Source organism: Acetobacter sp. (genome assembly GCF_047721705.1).
In the GTDB taxonomy this organism is placed as follows: domain Bacteria; phylum Pseudomonadota; class Alphaproteobacteria; order Acetobacterales; family Acetobacteraceae; genus Acetobacter.
In genome coordinates this window covers 13,420-34,149 of sequence record NZ_JBDNXK010000020.1, presented here as the reverse complement: position 1 = coordinate 34,149, position 20,730 = coordinate 13,420, and the positions used below count along the sequence as shown (strand labels likewise).

Sequence of the window (20,730 nt, the reverse complement as noted above, 5' to 3'; positions counted from 1 at the left end):
GCCTCGATCATTCCCAGCCAGCAGCCGCGTGGTCATCTTCGATGCGGCTGTCGACCCATGTGCGGGTGCCATCAGCAAATTCTTCCGCTTTCCAGAACGGTGCACCCGTCTTGAGACGATCGATAAGAAACCGCGTCGCATCAAGCGCGGCTGCACGGTGTCCGGCTGCCGCCAGCACAAGGACAATCGGCTCTCCAACCACGAGCCGTCCAACCCGATGAATCACGGTGCATCCGACCAGATCGAACCGTTCAACTGCCTGACGGGCAAGACTGGTCAGAACCTCTTCACACATACCGGGATAGTGCTCGAGTTCGAGGGCCATCAGGCCATTGCCGCCCCGCACGACACCAAGAAAGGAAGAAAGGCCACCGATCGTCTGGCCTGTTTCCAGAAGACGGGCGATTTCGGCCCCTATGTCAAACGGTTCGGCCTGAACCAGCACCCGAACTGACATGATTTTATCCCCCCGTCATGGGAGGGAAAAAGGCAACCTCATCCCCCACTTTGACAGGTGTTTCCAGACTGCCCAAAGCGCGATTAACAGCCACCTTTACCTGACCGGGTTGTGAAAAGACCTGATCGAAAACAGTATCGCGCTGGCGACACGCAGCCAGAAGATCGCCTACCGTTGCGATATTCTCACCAAGCGGCACATTTTCATTGCCACGCCCCATCCGTTCCCGCAGTGCCGCGAAATACAGGATCGTCACTGTTCCGCTCATCAGGACAGCCTCTCACACCAATTGGGTCTACAACGCCTCAGGGCTGAGAAGGCTGACCTGACGAGGGCAACAACGGCGTCGCTGGCACGATCAGTTCCCGCTTGCTCTTTTCCTGCGGCGAAAGCGGATAACTGTCATGCCAGATATCCTCCTGCCCGTTTTTATCAGACTCAGCAGCTTTGCCTGTGCCGTTCTTTCCGGCCGAAGCACCATGATGCAGCGTGGACGACTTCACCGTGCTGATCGAGCCGTCCGGATGGATCAGGGTTGTCGTGCCATCTCCATTCGGAATCTCGATGGTCGAATTACTGTTCTTGCCCGCACCGTATTTGGACGCCACGTCAGGCTCCACGCTTGGAAGGCTTACGCCCCCTCCTGCACCGGCGCCCGAGAACGAATCATTGGCATCTTCACCGATGGAAAGCTTGCCACCGTCAGGCAGATCGCCTGCCGCCTTGCCAATCGCATCATCACGCTCCGCAGCCACATCAGACAGTGAAGGAAGCGGCTTCGGCGCGCCCGGCCAGATATTCCCATTCTCGGGGAGAATCGGCGTTTCAGCCGTGCCGTATCCCTTCACCCGCCGAACGGTTTCGGAATCCCCAGTCGGAGAATTGGGGTTCTCCCCCGGTAGAGTCGCTGTGTCAGTAAGCCATTTGTCGAAGCCGGAACAACCGCTCAAAACAAGTAATGACGCCACAAGCGCGGCTTTCCGCATAAGATTTCCCCGTCCTCGTGGGTTTATTTGGTCCGTTGATACAAGCCTGACAGCTTCAGGTAAATTACACATTACTCATAAAGTCATCTGAAAGCTGTCATTCCGGAGCCCCACTCAGGAAAAACCAACCCGAATATCAAGTAGCGGAACCTGCCGATCGCTTTCCGTTCCCTGCGGCACCCAGATGGCGCAGGCCCGCCATCAGATAATCCCCGCCTGTTTTGAGGGTCAGCACAGCGGCGATCCACAACATGAGGGATCCCAACAATCCGACAGGCAACCAAGGCATATGCAGAAGGCGGCCAGTACTGTCGCCTGCCAGCAGAAAACCGATAGCCGTCATCTGAAAGCCCGTCTTCCATTTCGCCAGACGCGTGACCGGCAGGTTGATGCGTGTTCCCGCGAGATACTCCCGCAGACCACTGACAAGAATTTCGCGACAAAGTATGACAATCGCCGGCCACAGCGCGCCATAAGGCAGCCGGGCGAGTCCCGCCAGAACCATTAGCGAAGCGCCGACCAGCAGTTTGTCGGCGATCGGGTCCAGCATCCGCCCAAGGTCTGATTGCAGATGACGCGACCGCGCCAGATGACCGTCAAAATAATCCGTAACCGCAGCCACGATGAACAGGACACAGGCTGCCGCGTCCATTTCGGGACGGTTCATGGCGACAAGCCCGAGCAGCACCGGAATGGCGATGATCCGCGACAAGGTCAGGAGGTTCGGCAGATCGGTTATCATGGCCCTGACGATACTCCACTTTCTCACAGACAGAAACGCCATTCGACTGACGATGTTGCACTATTTTCTCTCAGCGCAATGACAGTTTCGTGGCATCGCGCGGTTCTTTTCCCGTTTCAGCCGGTCGCCGTCCAGTCAGGGTGGAAGTGGCCGTAGATTGTGCGGGCCGTCTCCCGATTGACACCCGGAACCGCTTCCAGCTCCGCAAGCCCGGCCTGTCCGACTCCCCGCGCCGAGCCGAAATGATTGAGCAGCGCCCGCTTCCGGCTCGGCCCCACACCGGCAATTTCATCCAATTCCGACTTGACCAGCGCCTTCGAACGCCCCGCACGATGCGTGGTGATGGCAAACCTGTGCGCCTCGTCACGCAGACGCTGAAGATAATAGAGCACTGGATCGCGTGGTTCGAGCTGGAAAGGCGGCGCATCGCCGGTATGGAACCACTCCCGCCCCGCATTGCGGTCCGGCCCTTTGGCGATCGATACGAGTTTCACGTCCGTCACCCCGAGCGAGTCCAGGACTCCACGCACGGCGGAATACTGACCCGCGCCACCGTCGATCAGCAGCACATCAGGCCAGTCAGCGGACTTCTCCCGTCCCTGCTCTGCCGCGTCTTTCAAGGCGCGCCCAAACCGTCGCTCCAGCACTTCGCGCATCATGCCGAAATCGTCACCCGGCGTGATGCCGCCCTTGATGCTGTATTTCCGGTAGGAACGCCGATCGAAGCCTTCGGGCCCACCGACAATCATCACACCGTAGGGGTGCGTCCCCATGATATGGCTGTTGTCGTAAACCTCGATGCGGTTGGGCGGCGCGTCCAGACCAAACACCCGAGCCACGCCTTCCAGCAGCTTGGCTTGTCCGGCGCTCTCCGCCAGCTTGCGCTCCAGCGCCTCACGGGCATTCGTCTCCGCGTGTTCGATGACCTCACGGCGCTCGCCCCGCTGAGGCCGCAGGATTTCAACCTTGTGGCCACGTTTGATGGCCAGCGCTTCCGCCAGTAACGGCGCTTCCTCAATATCCCGATTGACCAGCAGGAGCGACGGCGGCGGCTTGTCTTCGTAAAACTGCGCCACGAATGCCGCCAGGATATCCGAATCCGTCTCACCCTTCGTATGGGCCGGGTAGAAAGCCCGGTTGCCGTTATTCCGTCCCCCACGAATAAAGAACACCTGAATGCAGGCCTGACCGGCTGTCTGCCAGACGGCGATCACGTCCGCATCACGGACGCTCGAAGGATTGATGACCGAAGATTCCTGCATGCCAGCAAGCGCGCGGATACGGTCACGCAACACGGCGGCCCGCTCATAGTCCAGATTGGCAGCCGCCTGCTCCATCTCAGCGGCGAACTGTGCTTTCAGCAAGGTTCCCTCACCGGCGAGAAACTCTTTCGCCTGTTTGACGAGGTGCGCGTAATCCTCCTCGCTGATCCGGTCCACACAGGGCGCAGAGCAGCGCTTGATCTGATGCAGCAGACAGGGACGCGTGCGGGATGCGAACATGGAATCCGAGCAGGTGCGAAGCTGAAACACACGCTGGAGGATGCTGATCGTCTGGTTGACCGACCATGCGGAAGCGAACGGTCCCCAGTAGCTTGTGCCTTTCTCCATCTTGCCACGATGCTTGGCCAGTTGGGGAAAATCGTGTCGGTCCGTCAGCATCAGCCACGGATAGGATTTGTCGTCCCGCAACAGAATGTTGAAGCGGGGCTTCATACGCTTGATGTAGTTGGCTTCGAGCAGGAGGGCCTCAGCCTCCGTATGGGTCGTGACGATCTCCATCGAGGCCGTTTCGGACACCATCCAGCGCAACCGCTCGGGCAGCCGCGAAAGCTGGGTGTACGACGTCACCCGCTTCTTCAGCGCCCGCGCTTTGCCCACATAGAGCACCTCCCCCTTCGCGCTGATCATTCGATAGACGCCGGGCGACAGAGGCATGGTCTTGAGCGCGTTCTGGATCACCTCCACCCCAACCGGGGCGGTAGGCGCAGTTTCCGCTGTTACACCAAGGGTTTCACTGGTCATGGCTCATTCATCCACCGATGATGTGGATAACTCTGTGGAATGTAAGATGACAGTTTGATGGACATCGCGGTTTACCGCCCTGAATCTTGAATTGCATAATTTTTAGGCAAGCAACGCAACCCATTGATTTCATTTATTTTTATTATCTTGAGGAACAAGAGAGCAACTCGAATCGAGAAAAATGAATAAAAATTCAGGGAGTCAATCCCGGAGGTGGACAAAATCGACCGGTTTGGCCGGAACGCCGCCATTCACGACGATCCGGGTTTGTTCACCTGCTTCAGGAGCTTGATGCAGCCGCCTCTTCGGCCTGCCGCAACAGCCGTCGAAAATTCCCTCCCCAGAACGCCTGAATCTCGCTGCGATCATATCCACGTCGCATCAACTCGGCCGTCAGAGCGGGTGATTCCGCCGCGTTGGCCCAGCCATCGAGCTTCCCACCGCCATCGAAATCCGACGAAATGCCGACATACTCCACGCCCAACCGCTTCACGACATAATCGAGGTGGTCCATGTAGTCGGCGACCGTCGCCTTCCGCCCAGCCAGCTCTGCGCGGGAACGCAGAAAGCCGCCGATCGCCGTAATCTGGATGAGACCACCAGAGGCCTTCAGCGCGTCCAACTGCACGTCATCCAGATTGCGCGGGTGATCGCACAAGGCCTTCACGCAGGCATGTGTCGCCACCACAGGCACGGAAGAAACCTCCACCGCCTGCAACATCGTTTCCCGCCCGGTGTGAGACACGTCCACCAACATTCCCAGCCGGTTCATCTCCGCGATTGCCTCACGCCCCAACGCTGACAGCCCCCCATGCCGCATCTCCGGATCACCGAGACGACGGCTGGGCTGGCCTGAGTCGGCCAAGGCATTGTGACCGTTGTGGGTGAGCGTGACATAGCGCGCGCCGAGGGCACGGAATTTCGCCAGCATCCCGATATCGTCACCCATGCCGTAGCCGTTTTCCACGCCGGGAACGACAGCCAGAGCGCCTTCCCGATATGCCGCCTCGATCTCGTCCACAGTGGGGCACACGCGGGCAGTGATCCCGTTGTGTGTGCCCTGCATGCGGTTGATGGTCTCCAGCATGGCGATGGTCTGCGCTTGCGCAGCCTTGTGGCCTTCCTCGTCAACCGTGCCCTGCTCGATATAGGCGACGAAGCAGCCCGCAGAGAGATGGCCGCGCTGCATCTTCGGGAAATCCACAAAGCGGTTGGGCGTGTCGAGGAAGGCATCCCCGCGATCAGGCCACGGGATGTCGATATGGCTATCGAGCGTGAGGAGTGAATTGTGAAGGGCGAGCACATCCTCGGGATAGGACGCAGGGGCTGTATCAGAAGTCATGAGAGGAAAATCGGGTCCGTGCCGGGTGTTTGCAAGAGCTGCACTGTGCCCCGGCCGGGAGGACGATGACCAGCCCTGACCGAATCCCTCTTGCCTCATGGCGTCATTTGGGCGATCCACCACGCCCCATGCGTATCGTGACCTGGAACATCAACTCTCTCCGCCTCCGTCTGCCGCTGCTGGCGGAACTGGATCTGCAACTGCGGCCAGACGTGATCTGTCTCCAGGAAACGAAGGTGCCGGACCCGCTCTTTCCAGCGGAGGCGCTGACCGAACTGGGCTACCCGCATCAGGTGCGTCGGGGAATGAAAAGCTATAATGGTGTGGCCATCCTTTCCCGCCATCCGCTGGAACCCGTCTCCGATACCCCCGACTGGTGCGATAAGGGTGACTGCCGCCACGCCGCCGCACGGATTGCCGGTGAAAATGGTCCTGTAGAAATTCACAATTTCTACGTTCCTGCCGGTGGCGACATCCCCGATGTGGATGAAAACCCGAAATATGCCCACAAACTGGCCTTCGTGGATCAGGTGACGGACTGGTTTCACGATCACCCACGCAAGCGCACGGTAATCGTCGGCGACCTGAATATCGCGCCGCTGGAGCACGATGTCTGGAGCCACAAGCAACTGCTCAAGGTGGTGAGTCACACGCCACCAGAAACAACGCGCCTGAACGCCTGGCTCGACACCGGCTTCGTGGATGCCATGCGGCATTTCGTGCCGCCCACGGAAAAGCTCTACACATGGTGGTCCTATCGGAACCGCGACTGGAGCCTCTCCAACCGGGGCCGTAGACTGGACCACATCTGGGTCACGCCGGACCTGACGGATGCACTGGATGGCATGATGGTCATCCGCGAGACGCGCGACTGGGTCTCGCCCTCGGATCATGTGCCGGTAATGATCGACCTGCGCGCGTAAATCCGCTCAGAAATCGGAAACCCCAGAGAAATACGTGCCGCGCCGCTGGCCGTATTGCGCCTGATAAATCCCGACGCCACTGCCGTCCCGTAACTGGTAGCGGTGGTCGAACAGGTTCACCACATCGGCCCGTATTTTCACATCATGTCCGAACGGCGCTTCGGTGAAAGTATATTGGTAGCCGATATTAAACACGTAATATTGAGGTTCTTTCCCAAGATTGGCAAAGCCCGTTCGCAGACCGTTCCCATATATAAAGTCGAGATAAGCCATGTGGTGTTTCGAACTGTAGGAAACCCCGGCGCTGGCTGTATATTTTCCCTGATGATCGAGTTGGATGGCGTTGCGCGCGATGTAATCGAGCTCATCTGTCGGGAACTGATATTGGGCGGAATTGATATCGCGTGCCGCAGTCCGAACATATGAGAAATTGCCAAACACGGACCAGGGACCGTGGCGCCAGGAATTGCCGATTTCCGCTCCATAGACATGTCCCCGCCGATAGCTGAACGGCGCAAGGATAACGGCGCGGCCGAACTGGCCCAAATCAGTCAGATTATGTGCCCATTTGCTGTAAGCATCGATGGTGATCTGATAATCGCGTGTCACATGCTGAAGGATACCAAAATCGATATAATTGGACCGTTCTACGTGCGTCGGACTATCGATCGTATTAGCCGCGGCATTTGTCGTGCCCGCAAAATTGGCCAGAGTAGAAGGATAGACATATTGTGGTGATGGTGGCGCGAAATATCGTGAAAAGCCGAAATGGAGCGTGGTCGTGCGCGTCGGTTTCCACACCATGTTCGCACGCGGACTGAGCTGCCCCTCATTTCCAAATGAAGAGGCAAAACGATCGTAGCGAACACCATAATTGAAGGTAAGTGTTCGCGTGATTTTGTATTCATCCTGAACGTAGGCTCCCGCCTCCACCGACCAGTTGCCGCTATTATCAATCAGCCTGTGCGGAACATCGCTGGTTTGTTCCCCATTTTGATCGACCGCGAAAACAAGAGAGTTCGTATCGAGACGCTCTCCGGTATATTGTCCAAGCAATCCAGCCCGTAGCGTGTGTCTGCTCGCCACATCCCACGATAGATCGAACTGCATACCGCCAGTGGTGAAGTCGTTGACTTCGTGTTCCGCCACACCCTGAAAGACCAGATCGCGAACCGGGTCTGGCGTGTAGTCGATGCGTCCATATCGGAAATAAGGGGAAAGCTGGAGATTCAGCTTTTCCATGCTGCGCTGGTAGGACAGCACCGCATAGTAATTCTGTTCCGTCTGACTATCTCTCAGATCACGTGACCGCATGCTCGGATCATCAATCTCGTAACCGGCGACCTTATATAAGTGTGGTAACCCAGGCGTGTTCGGCAATTCGAAATCGGCATAGGAAGCACTGGTCAGCAGCGATACGCGACTGATGTCGTCCAGTCTCCACGAGAAGTAACCGAACGCCTTTTCCTGCTCTGTCGTGTCATGCACCGGCCGAAAAGAATGCGTCGGGTTCTCGATGCCAATGTTGTTCCGATTGTAGGACAGAGTGGTGAAATACTCGAACCGGCCTTTTTCGCCTCCCAACTGCATGGACGGCGCGAAGGTATTGTAACTCCCCCCATACAGTGAGACCTGATTGTGCTTCAGGCTCTCGCCCGTTTTGGTTTTTACATCCACCACACCCGCCGTGCGGAAGCCAAACTGCGCCGGTAATGTCCCGGTCAGAAGATCCACTGACTGGATGATTCGCGTGTCCAGTTCCTGCCCAAAGCCGTTCAGTCCTTCGGGCAACAGCACGCCATTGACGCGATAGGTCAGGCCACCATGCTCGCCCCGGACATGCACCTCGCCATAACTGTCGAGAACCACACCCGGCATACGCAGCATGATCTGATTGAATGCCGCGTTCTGTCCCTGCGGTGTGGCCTGTATCTGCCGCTGGTCGATGCCATAAGAAACGGCCCCCAAGCCCGGAAAAATACGTCCCCTAGCCTGATCGAGATGCCCCACGACACTGACACGCTCAACCGATGAGAGGGGGAGCGATGGCACGTGCGTTTTTTGGAGAGCTTTACCAGGCTTGCACTCCGCACCGCCTTTCAACGGTTTTCCATTACCCACAGCCTCGTATACCGTGTTCGCCTCACTCACCGGCGAAAAAAGCACGCTGCACGACAGGCTTACGCCAATTGCCGCGATAACCGCCCTTCCCAAAGACGACCTTCCAAATCCAACCAATACAAAATGCGTTGATATATAGCTTTTGCTATATTTTGGAGCTGCATAATCCGTCCGCCGTACACTTGTATCCTGAGACATTCTTTCCAGAGCCTTGCCTGCCAGAATGCCTATCAAACGCACATGAATGAAATATGCAACATGCTATACAAAAAAGCTAATACATTACCGGCAGCACCGTTCCCATTTCCCATAAAAAAACCGCCCTTTCCGGTGGGAAAGAGCGGTTCCTGCGTCAGGCAGCGGAAGCGCCACCTTCAGGGTCGAGGCGGTAACCGCCTCCTTCCGTGATCAATAGGGTCGCATTCGACGGATCAGGCTCGATTTTCTGCCGCAAACGGTAAATGTGTGTTTCCAGCGTGTGCGTGGTCACGGCCGCGTTGTAGCCCCAGACCTCGTTCAGCAGCACCTGCCGGGGAACAGGGCGTGTTCCGGCGCGATAAAGGAACTTGAGAATCGCGGCTTCCTTCTCCGTGAGCCGGATGCGCTTGTTGCGGGCAGTCTCCACCAGCAACTTCGCGGAAGGACGGAACGTGTAGGGCCCGACGGTAAAAACAGCGTCTTCGCTGTTCTCAAAAATCCGAAGCTGGGCGCGAAGACGGGCAAGAAGTTCAGCAATACGGAAAGGCTTGGCGACATAGTCATTCGCACCGGCATCAAGCCCGCGCACGATATCGGCTTCATCATCCGAACCCGTCAGCATGATGACCGGCATCCGGATTCCTTCGCGACGCAGTTCCATACAGAAGTCGCGACCATCCCCATCCGGCAGCGTCACATCGAGAATGATTGCATCAAACCGTGCATCTGGGGCCCGCAGGGCACTCCACGCAGAGGCGACCGAATCTGCCTCCACGGCCTCGAACTCACCATCAACCTGCAACTGCTCTACCAGCATCTGCCGTAGCGTCTGGTCATCATCGACGATCAGGATTGGTCTTGCGCCCGACATTTAATACCTCTTCTCTTTGTGGGCCCAATAAGCGCCCTTAACCGCCATATCAAAAGGGATGCCTTCGTCCCGGCACCCAGGAACGCAGATGAACTTCTTCCCTCACAGCGCTGTGACAAACTGGCATGAAACGGGCTAGGACGCCAATTCCCGGCCGCATCACTACGCTATAAAAACTTAAAGAGCATTCCCCGATGAAAGGAGAGCGCACCACACGAGGAAAGAACTTCTCGTAAAACGATGCACCGCCACTCTTTATAGAATGACAACTCGCCTGAAAGCAGAACCATACCCATCATGATACATGCGACACTTGTTCCCGAAAACGGCTGCACTGCACATCTGCGTTGCGCAGACCGGATTTTTTCCGCCGTCATCGGCGCAGCGGGCGTCACACACCACAAGGAAGAAGGCGATCACGCCACCCCTGTGGGCGAACTGGTTCTGCGGAAAATTCTCTATCGAGCAGACCGCATCGCACGGCCAAATTTGGGAGCAGCCTCCCCCGACGGAAGGCCCTTATTGCTTGAGCCCATATCCCCGACCGATGGCTGGTGCGATGATTCGTCACACACTGATTACAACCGGCAGATTCGGCTTCCCCATCCTGCACGACACGAAGAGTTGTGGCGGGACGATCACCTTTACGACATCGTGGGCGTGCTGGGGTACAATGACGATCCCCCTGTCCCCGGACGTGGTTCAGCAATTTTTCTTCATCTACAGGCACCCGACAGACGCCCGACGGAAGGCTGCATCGCTCTGACCGAAGCCGATCTGCGCCTCGCCCTCGCAATGGGCCTGTCGTCGATCACGGTTCTGCCGCCTCCATAGGATGCTGCTTGCGCTGCACGGATGACCCTTCCGCGGAGAACATGGAAGGCGGCATCATACAGACAACCACTTCTCCCGCCATCGGGAAAACCTCCTGCCCGTCCTCCGCCGAAAGGATAGAAAAGGAATTGCCCGGACGGATAATGAGGAAGTCCAGCCGTTCGAGGTGCTGCTCGCCGAAACGTGTCTGAGTTTCCGCAGTGACGGGCAACGCCACGAACCGCCATCCATCCTGATACAGCGTGTCGAGGCACGTGAAATTCCACGCAGGTTCACCCAGCAACTTGCCTCGCGCGTCGCGGCTTAGGCCACGATATTCATCCAGTCGCTTAAGCCCCGGACTGACCTGATAGACGCGCGCGCGCCCAAAATGGGGCGCGAGGTGGGCGCAGACCATGCCATTGTAAATCGCGTCAGGCGTTGCCGCGATCAGATAGTCAGCGGGCAATTCTTCCAGACTTTCAGCCCCCGCTTCCGACAGAATCTCTGTATGAAGCACCGGAATCCCCGCTTTCCGGGCCAGAACCAACGCCCGCGCGGAAGTGTCCACCATCGTTACAGGTGTGCCCGAACGGATGACCACTTCCGCCAGATTGCGCGACCACGGGCTGGCCCCGACAATCGCCAGCGCGGGCACGTTGGACAATGTAAGATGCAGTTTGCGTGCCAGAGGTCGAAGTGAAAAACCGTGCAGCAGCATGGTCGCGGCGATTACCGCAAATACCGCTGGCATCACGAATTCCGCACTGGCAAATCCCGCTTCGCTGAGACGGATCCCCGAGACACCCGCCACGGCGGCCGCGACAATACCGCGCGGCGCAATCCAGCCGACGAAGATCCGCTCACTGCTGCTCAACCCACTACGAAGCGTCGCGAGATAAATCCCCAACGGACGGACAAGAAAGATTGTCGCGCATGTCAGAGCCAGCACAGACCACGAAAGACGCGCCAGCACCGCCCGCTGCAAATCCGCCGTCAGCAAAATGAACAGCAGCGACACGATGAGAACAACGAGGCTCTCTTTCATCCGCTGCAACTCGTTCAGTCCCGGCACCCGCAGATTCGCCAGCGCCATGCCGAACACCGTTGCCGCCATCAGGCCCGCGCCGTCCATGAAGATCGACCCGAGCCCATAGACTGCAAGCGCCACAGTCAGCAGTAGCGGCATCTTGAGCGTTTCAGGCATCAGGTCACGAACGAACAGTTCCTTGACGCCCCAGCCCGCACCAACGCCAAGGCCTATGGCGACCACCATGCTGATCAGGAGATGCGGCAGAATGCTGAAGAAATAAAATGATGTCCCCTCATCCGGCTTCATCAGCAGGATTTCGAGAACCAGCGTGGCAAGGATAGCACCGACCGGATCGTTCAGAATCGCTTCCCAGCGCAGGAAAGCCGCAATGCGCGGCCGCAGCTTCGCCTGCCGCAGCAACGGCAGCACCACTGTCGGACCAGTGACGACCACAATGGAGCCGAACAGAAAGGCCGGCCCCCATGTCAGGCCACCTACATAATGTGCCGCCGCAGAACCCAGTATCCAGTTGATCGGCAACGCGACAAGCGTAAGCCGGAGCACTCCCTCACCCGCGACGCTGAGTTGTCGGAAATCGAGCGCCATCCCGCCTTCAAAAACGATCAGCGCCACGGCCAAGGACACAATCGGGTGAAATAGTGGCCCGATAAGGAGGGACGGATGAAGAATATCCAGCCCCGGCCCCAGAATAAGACCCAGACAGAACAGCAGAACGATGGCGGGAAGATGGAAACGCCAGGCGATCCACTGAGCGGCCATCCCGCCGCAAAATACGAAAAACACCAGTAAGATCGCGTCCTGACTCATGCCGCGACCAGCCTTCCCGCTTTTGCCATTTTTTCTCCGATACCGTTCTGCCCTTGGCAGATATGCAGCTTGCTTTACGCTCCTATTACACGAACGCAGGGGAAACAGGCTACACCCGACCCGACGGCAGGAGCTTGGCCTCTAAGCCATTCAGGGTCACAATGGCTTGCGCATCCCGCATGAAGCGGAGCCACTGCTCTTCATAAGGATAAACCCATGTCCCAGATCGAGGTCGTCGCCATCTTCAAGGTCAAGCCTTCTGACAGCGCAAAAGCCGCAGAACTCCTGAAGGCCTGCACAGCGCCTTCCCGCGCGGAAAGCACCAATGACACCTACATTCCCTGTCGTGATCTGGACGCCGACGGGACGTTTGTCTTTATCGAACGTTGGGACAGCCGGGAGGCGCTTCAGGCTCACATGGAAACGCCGCATTTCAAGGCAATGGCCTCCGCGCTCGAACCGCTGCTCATCGAACCGCTGAAAGTCCATATCCTTCAGCCGGTCTGAAACGACGGACCGCCTTACCGCTTTCACGCAGCTTCTATCGCCGTAGCCGTTGCAGAAAGCGACGTAGAGATGACTTCAGGTGCCGAGCCTGAAGTCGCTCTTCCAGTTCATGAATATGACGGCGCTGAGCCGCATTCTGCTCCAGCAGTTCCATCAGCCGCCGTTCCAGAAAAGCTTTTTCTTCCGCCAGATCGACGGGTGGCGGCGTGAATGCTTTCTTCATGAAGGAACGTTGCGCTGTCGAGTGTCAGGCGCCCACGGGACGAGGGCAAAGAGCCCGCTCCACAAGTCCGCAAACAATATGGGCGGCCGTAATGTGCAACTGCTGAATGACAGGCGTCCACGTCGCGGGAACCGCCAGCGTCACATCACAATGAGCGCCCTGCACGCCTGCATGACCCGTGAAGGCCGCCGTTACCATCCCGGCTTCCCGCGCTGCCTCGAACGCCCGCAAGATGTTCGCCGACCGACCTGACGTGGAAATGCCAAGAAACACGTCGCCTTCCCGTCCAAGCGCCATGACCTGCCGCGAATAGATGTCCGCAAAGCTGTAATCGTTGGCGATCGCCGTCATGGCGGACGTATCGGTTGTCAGCGCGATGGCGCTCAGCGGCCGCCGGTCGTACATCAGCCGTCCGGTGAACTCGCCGGCAATGTGCTGGGCATCCGCCGCACTTCCACCATTGCCAGCCACGAGAAGCCGTCCACCATTGCGAAGCGATGTGACAATTTTCTCCGCCATGAGGAGCATGATTTTCTGCGCATCTTCGTCTCGTGCGAAAGCCGCCATGGCATCCGCCGACTGACGCAGATAATCCGTCATGAAACCACGATCAGCGGCCATTTCCTCGGCGGTCATGTCACCCGCAACTCTGTCCAGCATGACTCAATATCCCTGTTGGCAATCACTCGAAACTAGATTGAAGAAGTATCTAAACCATTTCCGGCATTCATGCCGCCCCATTTACGCAGACATCACCCATACCCGTTGTCACGCAGGACAATCCTTCGTTCAGTAACGCGCAGAGCCGGATTGATGACTGCATCATCTGCGATCAGATCATGCCACCGCCCCACCAGTCGCGCTGTCTCCCGCCAGTGCGTCATCACCTGTTCCGGCAGGATATCGCGGCCTCGCGTGCCCCCATCGAGATGAGTCAGTGTTGCGTGTGGTGTCCAGACCACCTTCCACCCGCAGGAAACGGCACGCAGACAAAGATCAATATCGTTGCAGGATACGGCAAAGCTCTCGTCCAGTCCCCCCACCTGTTCAAACACTTCCCGCCGCACAAGCAGGCAGGCGCCCGTTACGGCAAGAAATTCGCGTTGCATGGACAGAATACCGAGGTAACCCTCTGCATCCGCTGGCATTCCACGCAGAAGATGCCGCGCGCCGTCCCGGGACATCACCACGCCAGCATGCTGGATCGTATCATCCGGGTAAAGCAGCCGCGCACCAACGATGCCCACATCGGGCCGGTGGATCTGACGGATCATTTCCTCAAGCCAGTCGGGATGACGAATGGCGATGTCATCATTGAGCAGCAGGAGCACATCGCCCTTACTTTTCCGCACTGCCACGTTGTTGAGACGTGCCCAGTTGAAGCTTCCCTCATCCCTCAGTACGGTGATGTCGGAATGTTGTTCATATTCCGACAGAAGGCTCAACATAGCTGTGCTTACGCTGCCATTATCCACGACCAGAATTTCGATCGCTGGATAATGGGTTTGTGTCAGAACCCCATCCAGACAGGTTTTCAACAGATCCGGCCGATCTCTTGTGGGAATAATGATCGACACACGCGGTAAATTTTCGGGAAGTGGATACAGAACCCGCAATTTTGCGGGATGCAGCAAGGATTCAACAATTTTCAATGTTGGGCGATGACGAATGAGATGCTCATTCACGATCTTCGCAACTGTGTTCAATGGAAGATCGGCCTTACCCTGCTCAATAGGACGATGCAGCAGTACACCGGGACAATGTCGAATCTGCTGGGCAGAACTTCCCTCCACCGCCGACAGCTTCAGCCGATAGTGCGCTACTGAGTCAAAAAACGATCCATCCTTCTGTTCACACAGGATTTCCTCAACGCGACGACGAGAAAAAACTATCAGACCAGCAATCGTATCACCGAACAGAAGCTGGTCATCGCTCCATCCCGCTTTCAAACGCGCTGAAACTCGATTTCCCTGCGCATCAATCCGGTCTTCATCGGTAAACAGCAGAACGGTTTCCGGATTACGCCCCAATGTTTCAGCAATAAGAGTGAGTGCTTCAGGAGCAAGCTGATCTCCTGCCTTGAGCCATATCAGCCAAGGCGCTCCACCGGATAGTGGCGTATTTTCTTCGAAAGAGACAAGCTCGCCATTGCCTGATTGGTCTTCCCCTGCCAGACACGCGAAAGTCTCTGAGTCCGCCTCGACATGCAGTGCCCAGTGAGGAAAATGCGGTTGTCGTAAAGAGGCAACAGTAGAACGCGCACCATCAAGGTCAGCCGCACGCACACGCATATACAGATCAAAAGAAAGATCATTCTTTATCGTGATAGGGACGGCGTTCGTCTGCTTTTCTGCTTTTAGAAAAGACCAGACTGCATAAGCCCTATCATCATCAGGCTCTGCTCCATTGGGATACAGGATACGAAAAACATCGATTTTCTCGATATATTCCGGAAGTGATGCCTGAAAAGCCACCCATTCCGGATTTCGACCCTGTAACTGTTGCTGCCTTTTATACTCAGCCGAACCACAGATTTCCTCCGCCAGTGCAAGACGCGATGCACTGGTCACCTCTCCGGTTCCCGCGTCGACAATAACCGGAAGATAATAGCTGATAGCCTCAGGTTCAGGATCACGTCCTAACGCCACGCGAAAAACGGCGACTATGGCGCGAATGGCCATATATTCCTGCTTCACAGTGAGTTCGATGCGTATATCTTTTTTGATCTTTCGTATAAAAAACATCACATATCAACATCAGGTTGACGGATATGTGGCTGGCAGCGATGGATGGAGCCCCGCGCCAAGCGACAGATACGAAAGCCCAATGTCACGCCCTTCTCCCACCTGCACCATCTGGGTCGATGTCAATGATTTCTTTCATTATGCGAGGAATAACATCCGACCAAGCAGAATTCAGCGCGTCGTTTATGAAATCCTGTTGGCTCTCGACAGATGCGCGGAGCATAGGCCGGCCCGTCCACACATCCGTTTCGTCACGCGCGGCGCAGGCGATGAGCTGTTTTCTGAAGTCACTCTGGCACAAATTGGCGCTCTTTTTCGTGCGCGCCCCACGCAAAAGCCCTTGCCCTTATACGATCGACGCGCGCTTATTCCGCAATCTCCTGTGATCGATGGAATTCGTAAAGCCCTCATCAGCAGTTTTCAGCAACTTCCTTCCAACCTCGGCGAGCCTCTTTTGTCTGCGGGCATCGCGCAGCAACGCGCATTTCGTCTTTTCAGACGCTTCCTGCAACCACATCCTGCTTCACAATCAAATCCAGAAACTAACGACTTTTCTGTCTCCCCTACCCCCGTCACACCACAACGAAACGACATCTTTCTCGTGCCGGGTGAAATATGGCGCGATCCTTTGGCCAGCGAACACCTGACAAATGCCCGGAAGCGCTTTGGCCTCAGGATCGTTCATCTCGTTCATGACCTTTTGCCGCTACAGCATCCGGAATGGTGCGCCCCTTCTCTGGTGAGCAATTTTCGACATTGGCTGGAAACGGGCCTTTCAGAATGTTCAGAGGTTGTGACTGTCAGCACATCAATCGCGCAAGATCTGAAACAGCAGATTCAAACACCTTCCCGCCCTATCCGTGTAATGCCGATGGGCAGCAGTCTCTACAAAGCCTCCCTCCAATCCCCTTGCCCGGGGCTTCCTTCACCTCAAAGCTATGTGCTTTATGCCTCCCCGCTCGAAATCCAGAAAAATCATGCCCTGCTCCTTCGCGTCTGGCGACGTCTGCTGAATGGAGCGGATAATCACGTCATTCCCACTCTCGTATTTGCTGGGTCTATTGGTTCACTCGCAACCGATCTGCTGCAACAACTCGATAATGCTGACTGGTTTGAGGGACGGATCAGGATGATTGTTGATCCGTCCGATATGGAACTGACTTATCTTTACCAGAACGCTCTTTTTACGGTTTTTCCTTCCCTGTCAGAAGGATGGGCGCTGCCGGTGACAGAGAGCCTCAGCTTCGGGACGCCCTGCATTGCGTCTGATACTGCCCCCATTCGGGAATCTGGTGGCTCATTCGTCAGATATTTTGATCCAGAAAACGTCAATGAGGCCACAGAAACGATACGACAGCCCCTTATGAACCGAGAAAATATCCTGACATGGAAAGCAGAGATCGGAAATTCATTTCATCCCATATCGTGGGAAACATCGGCCAACTTTCTTCTGGATGTGTGTGAAGCATCCTTGACGCAGGAACACGGCTAATGCCTGCAAAACTCTTCATCAATGTCACGGATCTTCTGGAGTATCTCCGGCAGCATAATCGTCCAAGTGGCATTCAGCGCGTCGTCTTTGAACTTGGACAGGCGCTTCACCTGGCAGCCCCCGACAGGGTACGCTTCGTATGTTGTGTTGGAGGAGCAAAAGATTTCGAGACAGTCTCCTGGACTGACATAGCCAGTGGCTTTGCATACGTGACCGATCAGAGGCCGCCAGTTCGGAAGACCGATGCTCTCCGCACGGTAACGCCTATTCCTGTTGGACCTGTCTCGCTCTTTTTAGCAATGGTCCGATCTCAGGCAGACGTTTTTCGTCAGTTTGGAAAGCTGGGCACGCTTCTTGTTCGTCACGTTTTTACCCATCAATCAGTTTCAGAAAAAACTTTTCCCACTCAGGAAGAAGGGCAACCTTTGACAGCTCTGCTTCAACCGGGAGACATGTTTTTCGTGCCCGGAGCGCCTTGGGCCACTGAAGATTACGCCGAAACTGTCCGCTGGCTACGCGATCAACATCGCGCGACCTTTTCGCTCCTCATTCACGACATGTTCCCTGTGACAAACCCCGAATGGTGCGATCGCTCCGTGATCAGCCCTTTCACAACATGGCACCAGGCCGTCCTTCCTCTTGCCGACCATGTCTTCACCACGAGCACGGCAGTCGCCCGCGATGTCGAAGCATATACGGTACGAGAACGAATCCCGCTTCAGAACGCAGTCACCCGCATCGGCGCAGGCATGGGGTTCAGAAGAGAAGCTACAGTGCCGCGCACTTATTCACAGCATCCGCCACGCCGCACTTATGTGCTGTTTGTCTCCACGATAGAAGCACGCAAGAATCATCTTCTGATGTTCCGTGTATGGAAACGACTAATGGACGAGAGCAACGGTGTCGATGTGCCAACACTCGTCTTTGCCGGTCGGAAAGGCTGGCTTGTGGAGAGTCTTTTTCAGCAACTCGACAATACGCGCTGGCTGGATGGCAAAATCATACACATTCCCAGCCCCACCGATGAGGAACTGGCAGCCTTGTATGAGAACTGCCTGTTCACGGTATTCCCTTCTCTTGCAGAAGGCTGGGGGCTCCCGGTCGCGGAAAGCCTCTCATTCGGGCAGCCATGCCTCGCTTCGGCAACCACGGCCATTCCAGAAGCTGGAGGGGGGTTCGCCCGCTATTTTGACCCCGAAAACATGGCGGACGCTTTTCGCGCCATCAGCGAGACTCTGGATGATCGCAACGGGCTGGAAGCGTGGCGAGATCAGATTCGAAAGGATTTTATTCCCGCCGACTGGCGCTCATGTGCCAGCATCATTCTTAGCAAACTGGAACCAGAAAAGTAACTGGCCCCACTTGCTCTTATAAACCGTTATCAGACGCCCATATCTTTCCAAGGATTGGAAAGAGGCCGGGCCCCATAATGTGAAATCACTTCAGAGGCCGCCAGAGACGCAAGACGCCCACTTTCCTCCAGTGTGCGATTGGACGTCAGCCCGACGAGGAACCCGGCCGCGTAGGCATCGCCAGCGCCGGTGGTGTCCACCACCTGCGTCGGCACGGGAGCAACATTGATCCGTTCGCCGCTGCGGATAATAACACTGCCTTTTTCTGAGCGGGTCAGTGCAGCGAAGTTCGTGTCTTCCGCAACATGACCGGCAGCTGTCTCGAAATTCTCCGTCTGATAAAGGGAGCAAATCTCGTTTTCGTTCGCAAAGAGAATATCGATATGCCCCCTCACAAGATCCAGAAATGCCTCACGGTGACGGCCTACACAGAATGGATCGGAAAGCGACAGAGCGACCTGCCGTCCCGCATTATGCGCCAATGTCGCCGCGCGACGGAACGCTTCCTGTGCGTGCGGCGGATCGAACAGATAGCCTTCGAGGTAGACGACAGATGACGCCGCCAGCACATCTTCGAGCACATCGTCCGGAGTGAATTCGGTACAGGCCCCAAGAAACGTGCACATCGTGCGCTGCCCATCGGGTGTGATCATCACGATGCAGTTCGCGGTCGAAAGATTGGCCCCGAGCCGCCCATCAAGCGGTGCGGAAGGAAAGTTCACACCGCACTGACGAATGTCCTGAGCGAAAGCCTTGCCGGCGGCATCTCCCGCAACTTTTCCCAGATAAGCGACACGTGCGCCGAACTGAGCTGCCACCACACAGGTGTTGGCAACAGAACCACCGCCTGTTTCACCTTCGATCTGCACGGCCTGACGAAGCGCATGCGCCCGATCTTCATCAATCAGCGTCATGCTGCCCGCAACCAACCCCTGACTCTCAAGAAACTCGAAACTCACCTTTGCAAGAACGTCAGTGATGGCATTGCCGATCCCGCAGAGGTCGTAGAGGATGGTCATGGTCTTGTCCCGGATTGCTGAAAAGTCATCCTCCCTTATCGTTCTGGACAGATGTCGTCCATGCCCCGAGCGACCGGCTCATGCCAAAGTGGGAAATTCAGGCAAAAAACGCAGCGAAACGCCCTTGCCGCCCCGTCTCGAATGCGTATAACCCTTGTTGAAATCAACGCTGACCTTACTCGTGCCGTCGTGAAAACCTTGACGGTGGGAGTAAGGTCAGCAGCCATGCGGGCCGTTCTGCGGCCCAGATAACGAGTGACGGGGTTTTCTTGCTGTTCAAGAGACGCAAACCTGACGCCGCCAAGCCCCAGCAAAGCGGAGCATCCACGCCGGCGCCAAAGGCGGACGCGGTATCCCGGCCTGCTGTTCCTGGCACTTCCGAAAACAAGCCTGCCAAAGGCGACGTGACCGGGCGTGATGCCATTTTTCCGCCCAAGACAGTCAATACACCGGACGGGGCGGCAGCCAAAACCATTGGTTCTTCCACACCTTCAAAGGATTCCAAATCTATGGGCCGTGCTCCCTTCCCTCCTACTCCCGGCACCAATCCTACACCTGCCGGTGGCCCGACCCCGCCAAATGCACCGGGTGCCACAGCCGCTCCGGGTCTGATCCCGGGTCAGCGCCCCAGCGCTGCTTCAGCTCCGCGTGATGACCGTCGCACACTCGTTGTGGGTCGTGGCATCAGCGTTCAGGGTTCCGTGCAGGATGCCGAGCGTCTGGTCGTGGAAGGCACTGTTGAGTCCAGCATGATCAATGCCAAGGAACTCTCCGTCGCTCCGGGCGGTCTGTTTCGCGGTGGTGTGGAAGTGGAAGACGCCGAAATCGCCGGGACCGTTGACGGCACCCTGACCGTTCGTGGCCATCTGACAGTTGCCGCTACTGGCCGTCTGCTGGGCAAAGCGACCTGCAAGCGTCTGCGCGTGGAAGATGGTGGTCAGATCACCGGTCAGCTGGAAATGCTGTCTGACAAGGACATTGCTACGCCGAAGAGCGACAGCGCTTCCTGATATCCAGATTTCTTTCTGGATACGAAAAACCCGCCTTCAGGCGGG

The 20,730-nt window shown here is 56.7% G+C and carries 19 protein-coding genes; 6 read left to right on the top strand and 13 right to left on the bottom strand.

Features of this window, described 5'->3' with window-relative positions:
* Positions 1-7 precede the first annotated feature (7 nt).
* The 6 genes from ABF824_RS05530 to ABF824_RS05505 form a co-directional block, all read right to left on the bottom strand.
* Positions 8-457, bottom strand: coding sequence for a molybdenum cofactor biosynthesis protein MoaE (locus tag ABF824_RS05530; protein WP_415486888.1), 450 nt, complete (start codon positions 455-457; stop codon positions 8-10).
* A gap of 4 nt (positions 458-461) precedes the next feature.
* Complete coding sequence (moaD, locus tag ABF824_RS05525) at positions 462-725, bottom strand: molybdopterin converting factor subunit 1 (RefSeq protein WP_415486887.1); 264 nt, start codon at positions 723-725, stop codon at positions 462-464.
* Between the two features lie 37 nt (positions 726-762).
* On the bottom strand, positions 763-1,443 hold the full coding sequence (locus ABF824_RS05520; protein WP_415486886.1) for a hypothetical protein: 681 nt from the start codon (positions 1,441-1,443) through the stop codon (positions 763-765).
* Positions 1,444-1,579: 136 nt separating this feature from the next.
* The gene (gene pgsA, locus ABF824_RS05515; protein ID WP_415486885.1) at positions 1,580-2,185 is read right to left on the bottom strand and encodes a CDP-diacylglycerol--glycerol-3-phosphate 3-phosphatidyltransferase; all 606 of its coding nucleotides are present in this window, start codon (positions 2,183-2,185) and stop codon (positions 1,580-1,582) included.
* Positions 2,186-2,301: 116 nt separating this feature from the next.
* A complete protein-coding gene (gene uvrC / locus ABF824_RS05510; protein WP_415486884.1) occupies positions 2,302-4,209 on the bottom strand; it encodes an excinuclease ABC subunit UvrC in 1,908 nt (635 codons plus the stop codon).
* Positions 4,210-4,489: 280 nt separating this feature from the next.
* Positions 4,490-5,551: a dipeptidase gene (locus ABF824_RS05505; RefSeq protein ID WP_415486883.1), complete on the bottom strand. Its 1,062-nt coding sequence runs from the start codon at positions 5,549-5,551 to the stop codon at positions 4,490-4,492.
* A gap of 128 nt (positions 5,552-5,679) precedes the next feature.
* Here ABF824_RS05505 and ABF824_RS05500 point away from each other — a divergent pair, with 128 nt between their 5' ends.
* Entirely contained in the window at positions 5,680-6,474 is a 795-nt protein-coding gene (locus tag ABF824_RS05500; protein WP_415486894.1) for an exodeoxyribonuclease III, read from the top strand.
* A 6-nt stretch (positions 6,475-6,480) separates the two neighbouring features.
* Here the strand turns inward: ABF824_RS05500 and ABF824_RS05495 are convergent, their stop codons facing one another.
* Entirely contained in the window at positions 6,481-8,526 is a 2,046-nt protein-coding gene (locus ABF824_RS05495; protein ID WP_415486882.1) for a TonB-dependent receptor, read from the bottom strand.
* A 421-nt stretch (positions 8,527-8,947) separates the two neighbouring features.
* Positions 8,948-9,664 (bottom strand): response regulator transcription factor, encoded by a 717-nt coding sequence (locus tag ABF824_RS05490; RefSeq protein ID WP_415486881.1) that lies wholly within the window; start codon positions 9,662-9,664, stop codon positions 8,948-8,950.
* 297 nt (positions 9,665-9,961) lie between these two features.
* Here ABF824_RS05490 and ABF824_RS05485 point away from each other — a divergent pair, with 297 nt between their 5' ends.
* Positions 9,962-10,498, top strand: a complete 537-nt coding sequence (locus ABF824_RS05485; protein ID WP_415486880.1) for a L,D-transpeptidase family protein — start codon at positions 9,962-9,964, stop codon at positions 10,496-10,498.
* On the opposite strand, the gene ABF824_RS05480 is transcribed toward ABF824_RS05485, so the two are convergent.
* Positions 10,476-12,338 (bottom strand): cation:proton antiporter, encoded by a 1,863-nt coding sequence (locus tag ABF824_RS05480; protein ID WP_415486879.1) that lies wholly within the window; start codon positions 12,336-12,338, stop codon positions 10,476-10,478. The two genes, ABF824_RS05485 and ABF824_RS05480, sit on opposite strands and share 23 nt — an antisense overlap.
* Positions 12,339-12,554: 216 nt before the next feature.
* On the opposite strand from ABF824_RS05480, the gene ABF824_RS05475 reads away from it, so the two are divergent.
* Positions 12,555-12,845, top strand: a complete 291-nt coding sequence (locus ABF824_RS05475; RefSeq protein WP_415486878.1) for a putative quinol monooxygenase — start codon at positions 12,555-12,557, stop codon at positions 12,843-12,845.
* 34 nt (positions 12,846-12,879) lie between these two features.
* Here ABF824_RS05475 and ABF824_RS05470 read toward each other — a convergent pair whose 3' ends face one another.
* From ABF824_RS05470 to ABF824_RS05460, 3 genes are all read right to left on the bottom strand, one after another.
* A complete protein-coding gene (locus ABF824_RS05470) occupies positions 12,880-13,068 on the bottom strand; it encodes a hypothetical protein (RefSeq protein WP_415486877.1) in 189 nt (62 codons plus the stop codon).
* A gap of 24 nt (positions 13,069-13,092) precedes the next feature.
* Entirely contained in the window at positions 13,093-13,728 is a 636-nt protein-coding gene (locus tag ABF824_RS05465; protein ID WP_415486876.1) for a D-sedoheptulose 7-phosphate isomerase, read from the bottom strand.
* A gap of 92 nt (positions 13,729-13,820) precedes the next feature.
* On the bottom strand, positions 13,821-15,812 hold the full coding sequence (locus tag ABF824_RS05460) for a glycosyltransferase family 2 protein (protein ID WP_415486875.1): 1,992 nt from the start codon (positions 15,810-15,812) through the stop codon (positions 13,821-13,823).
* Positions 15,813-15,894: 82 nt separating this feature from the next.
* Between ABF824_RS05460 and ABF824_RS05455 the strand changes: the two genes are divergently transcribed.
* Both ABF824_RS05455 and ABF824_RS05450 read left to right on the top strand, forming a co-directional pair.
* On the top strand, positions 15,895-17,304 hold the full coding sequence (locus tag ABF824_RS05455; RefSeq protein WP_415486874.1) for a glycosyltransferase: 1,410 nt from the start codon (positions 15,895-15,897) through the stop codon (positions 17,302-17,304).
* On the top strand, positions 17,304-18,656 hold the full coding sequence (locus ABF824_RS05450; protein WP_415486873.1) for a glycosyltransferase family 4 protein: 1,353 nt from the start codon (positions 17,304-17,306) through the stop codon (positions 18,654-18,656). The genes ABF824_RS05455 and ABF824_RS05450 overlap by 1 nt, the downstream gene beginning before the upstream one ends.
* 29 nt (positions 18,657-18,685) lie before the next feature.
* Here ABF824_RS05450 and ABF824_RS05445 read toward each other — a convergent pair whose 3' ends face one another.
* Positions 18,686-19,675 (bottom strand): adenosine kinase, encoded by a 990-nt coding sequence (locus tag ABF824_RS05445; protein WP_415486872.1) that lies wholly within the window; start codon positions 19,673-19,675, stop codon positions 18,686-18,688.
* 272 nt (positions 19,676-19,947) lie between these two features.
* Between ABF824_RS05445 and ABF824_RS05440 the strand changes: the two genes are divergently transcribed.
* Positions 19,948-20,685 carry a bactofilin family protein gene (locus tag ABF824_RS05440; protein ID WP_415486893.1) on the top strand — a complete coding sequence of 246 codons (738 nt, stop codon included), beginning with the start codon at positions 19,948-19,950 and terminating at the stop codon, positions 20,683-20,685.
* Positions 20,686-20,730: the final 45 nt, after the last annotated feature.

Excerpts from the sequence above, each read along its gene's own strand:
- ABF824_RS05530 (WP_415486888.1), bottom strand. The coding sequence starts at position 457 with ATGTCAGTTCGGGTGCTGGTTCAGGCCGAACCGTTTGACATAGGGGCC.
- ABF824_RS05470 (WP_415486877.1), bottom strand. The coding sequence starts at position 13,068 with ATGAAGAAAGCATTCACGCCGCCACCCGTCGATCTGGCGGAAGAAAAA.
- ABF824_RS05500 (WP_415486894.1), top strand. The coding sequence starts at position 5,680 with ATGCGTATCGTGACCTGGAACATCAACTCTCTCCGCCTCCGTCTGCCG.
- uvrC (WP_415486884.1), bottom strand. The coding sequence starts at position 4,209 with ATGACCAGTGAAACCCTTGGTGTAACAGCGGAAACTGCGCCTACCGCC.
- pgsA (WP_415486885.1), bottom strand. The coding sequence starts at position 2,185 with ATGATAACCGATCTGCCGAACCTCCTGACCTTGTCGCGGATCATCGCC.
- ABF824_RS05475 (WP_415486878.1), top strand. The coding sequence starts at position 12,555 with ATGTCCCAGATCGAGGTCGTCGCCATCTTCAAGGTCAAGCCTTCTGAC.
- ABF824_RS05465 (WP_415486876.1), bottom strand. The coding sequence starts at position 13,728 with ATGCTGGACAGAGTTGCGGGTGACATGACCGCCGAGGAAATGGCCGCT.
- ABF824_RS05505 (WP_415486883.1), bottom strand. The coding sequence starts at position 5,551 with ATGACTTCTGATACAGCCCCTGCGTCCTATCCCGAGGATGTGCTCGCC.
- ABF824_RS05520 (WP_415486886.1), bottom strand. The coding sequence starts at position 1,443 with ATGCGGAAAGCCGCGCTTGTGGCGTCATTACTTGTTTTGAGCGGTTGT.
- ABF824_RS05460 (WP_415486875.1), bottom strand. The coding sequence starts at position 15,812 with ATGTTTTTTATACGAAAGATCAAAAAAGATATACGCATCGAACTCACT.
- ABF824_RS05450 (WP_415486873.1), top strand. The coding sequence starts at position 17,304 with ATGCCTGCAAAACTCTTCATCAATGTCACGGATCTTCTGGAGTATCTC.
- ABF824_RS05445 (WP_415486872.1), bottom strand. The coding sequence starts at position 19,675 with ATGACCATCCTCTACGACCTCTGCGGGATCGGCAATGCCATCACTGAC.
- moaD (WP_415486887.1), bottom strand. The coding sequence starts at position 725 with ATGAGCGGAACAGTGACGATCCTGTATTTCGCGGCACTGCGGGAACGG.
- ABF824_RS05480 (WP_415486879.1), bottom strand. The coding sequence starts at position 12,338 with ATGAGTCAGGACGCGATCTTACTGGTGTTTTTCGTATTTTGCGGCGGG.
- ABF824_RS05485 (WP_415486880.1), top strand. The coding sequence starts at position 9,962 with ATGATACATGCGACACTTGTTCCCGAAAACGGCTGCACTGCACATCTG.
- ABF824_RS05490 (WP_415486881.1), bottom strand. The coding sequence starts at position 9,664 with ATGTCGGGCGCAAGACCAATCCTGATCGTCGATGATGACCAGACGCTA.
- ABF824_RS05455 (WP_415486874.1), top strand. The coding sequence starts at position 15,895 with ATGTCACGCCCTTCTCCCACCTGCACCATCTGGGTCGATGTCAATGAT.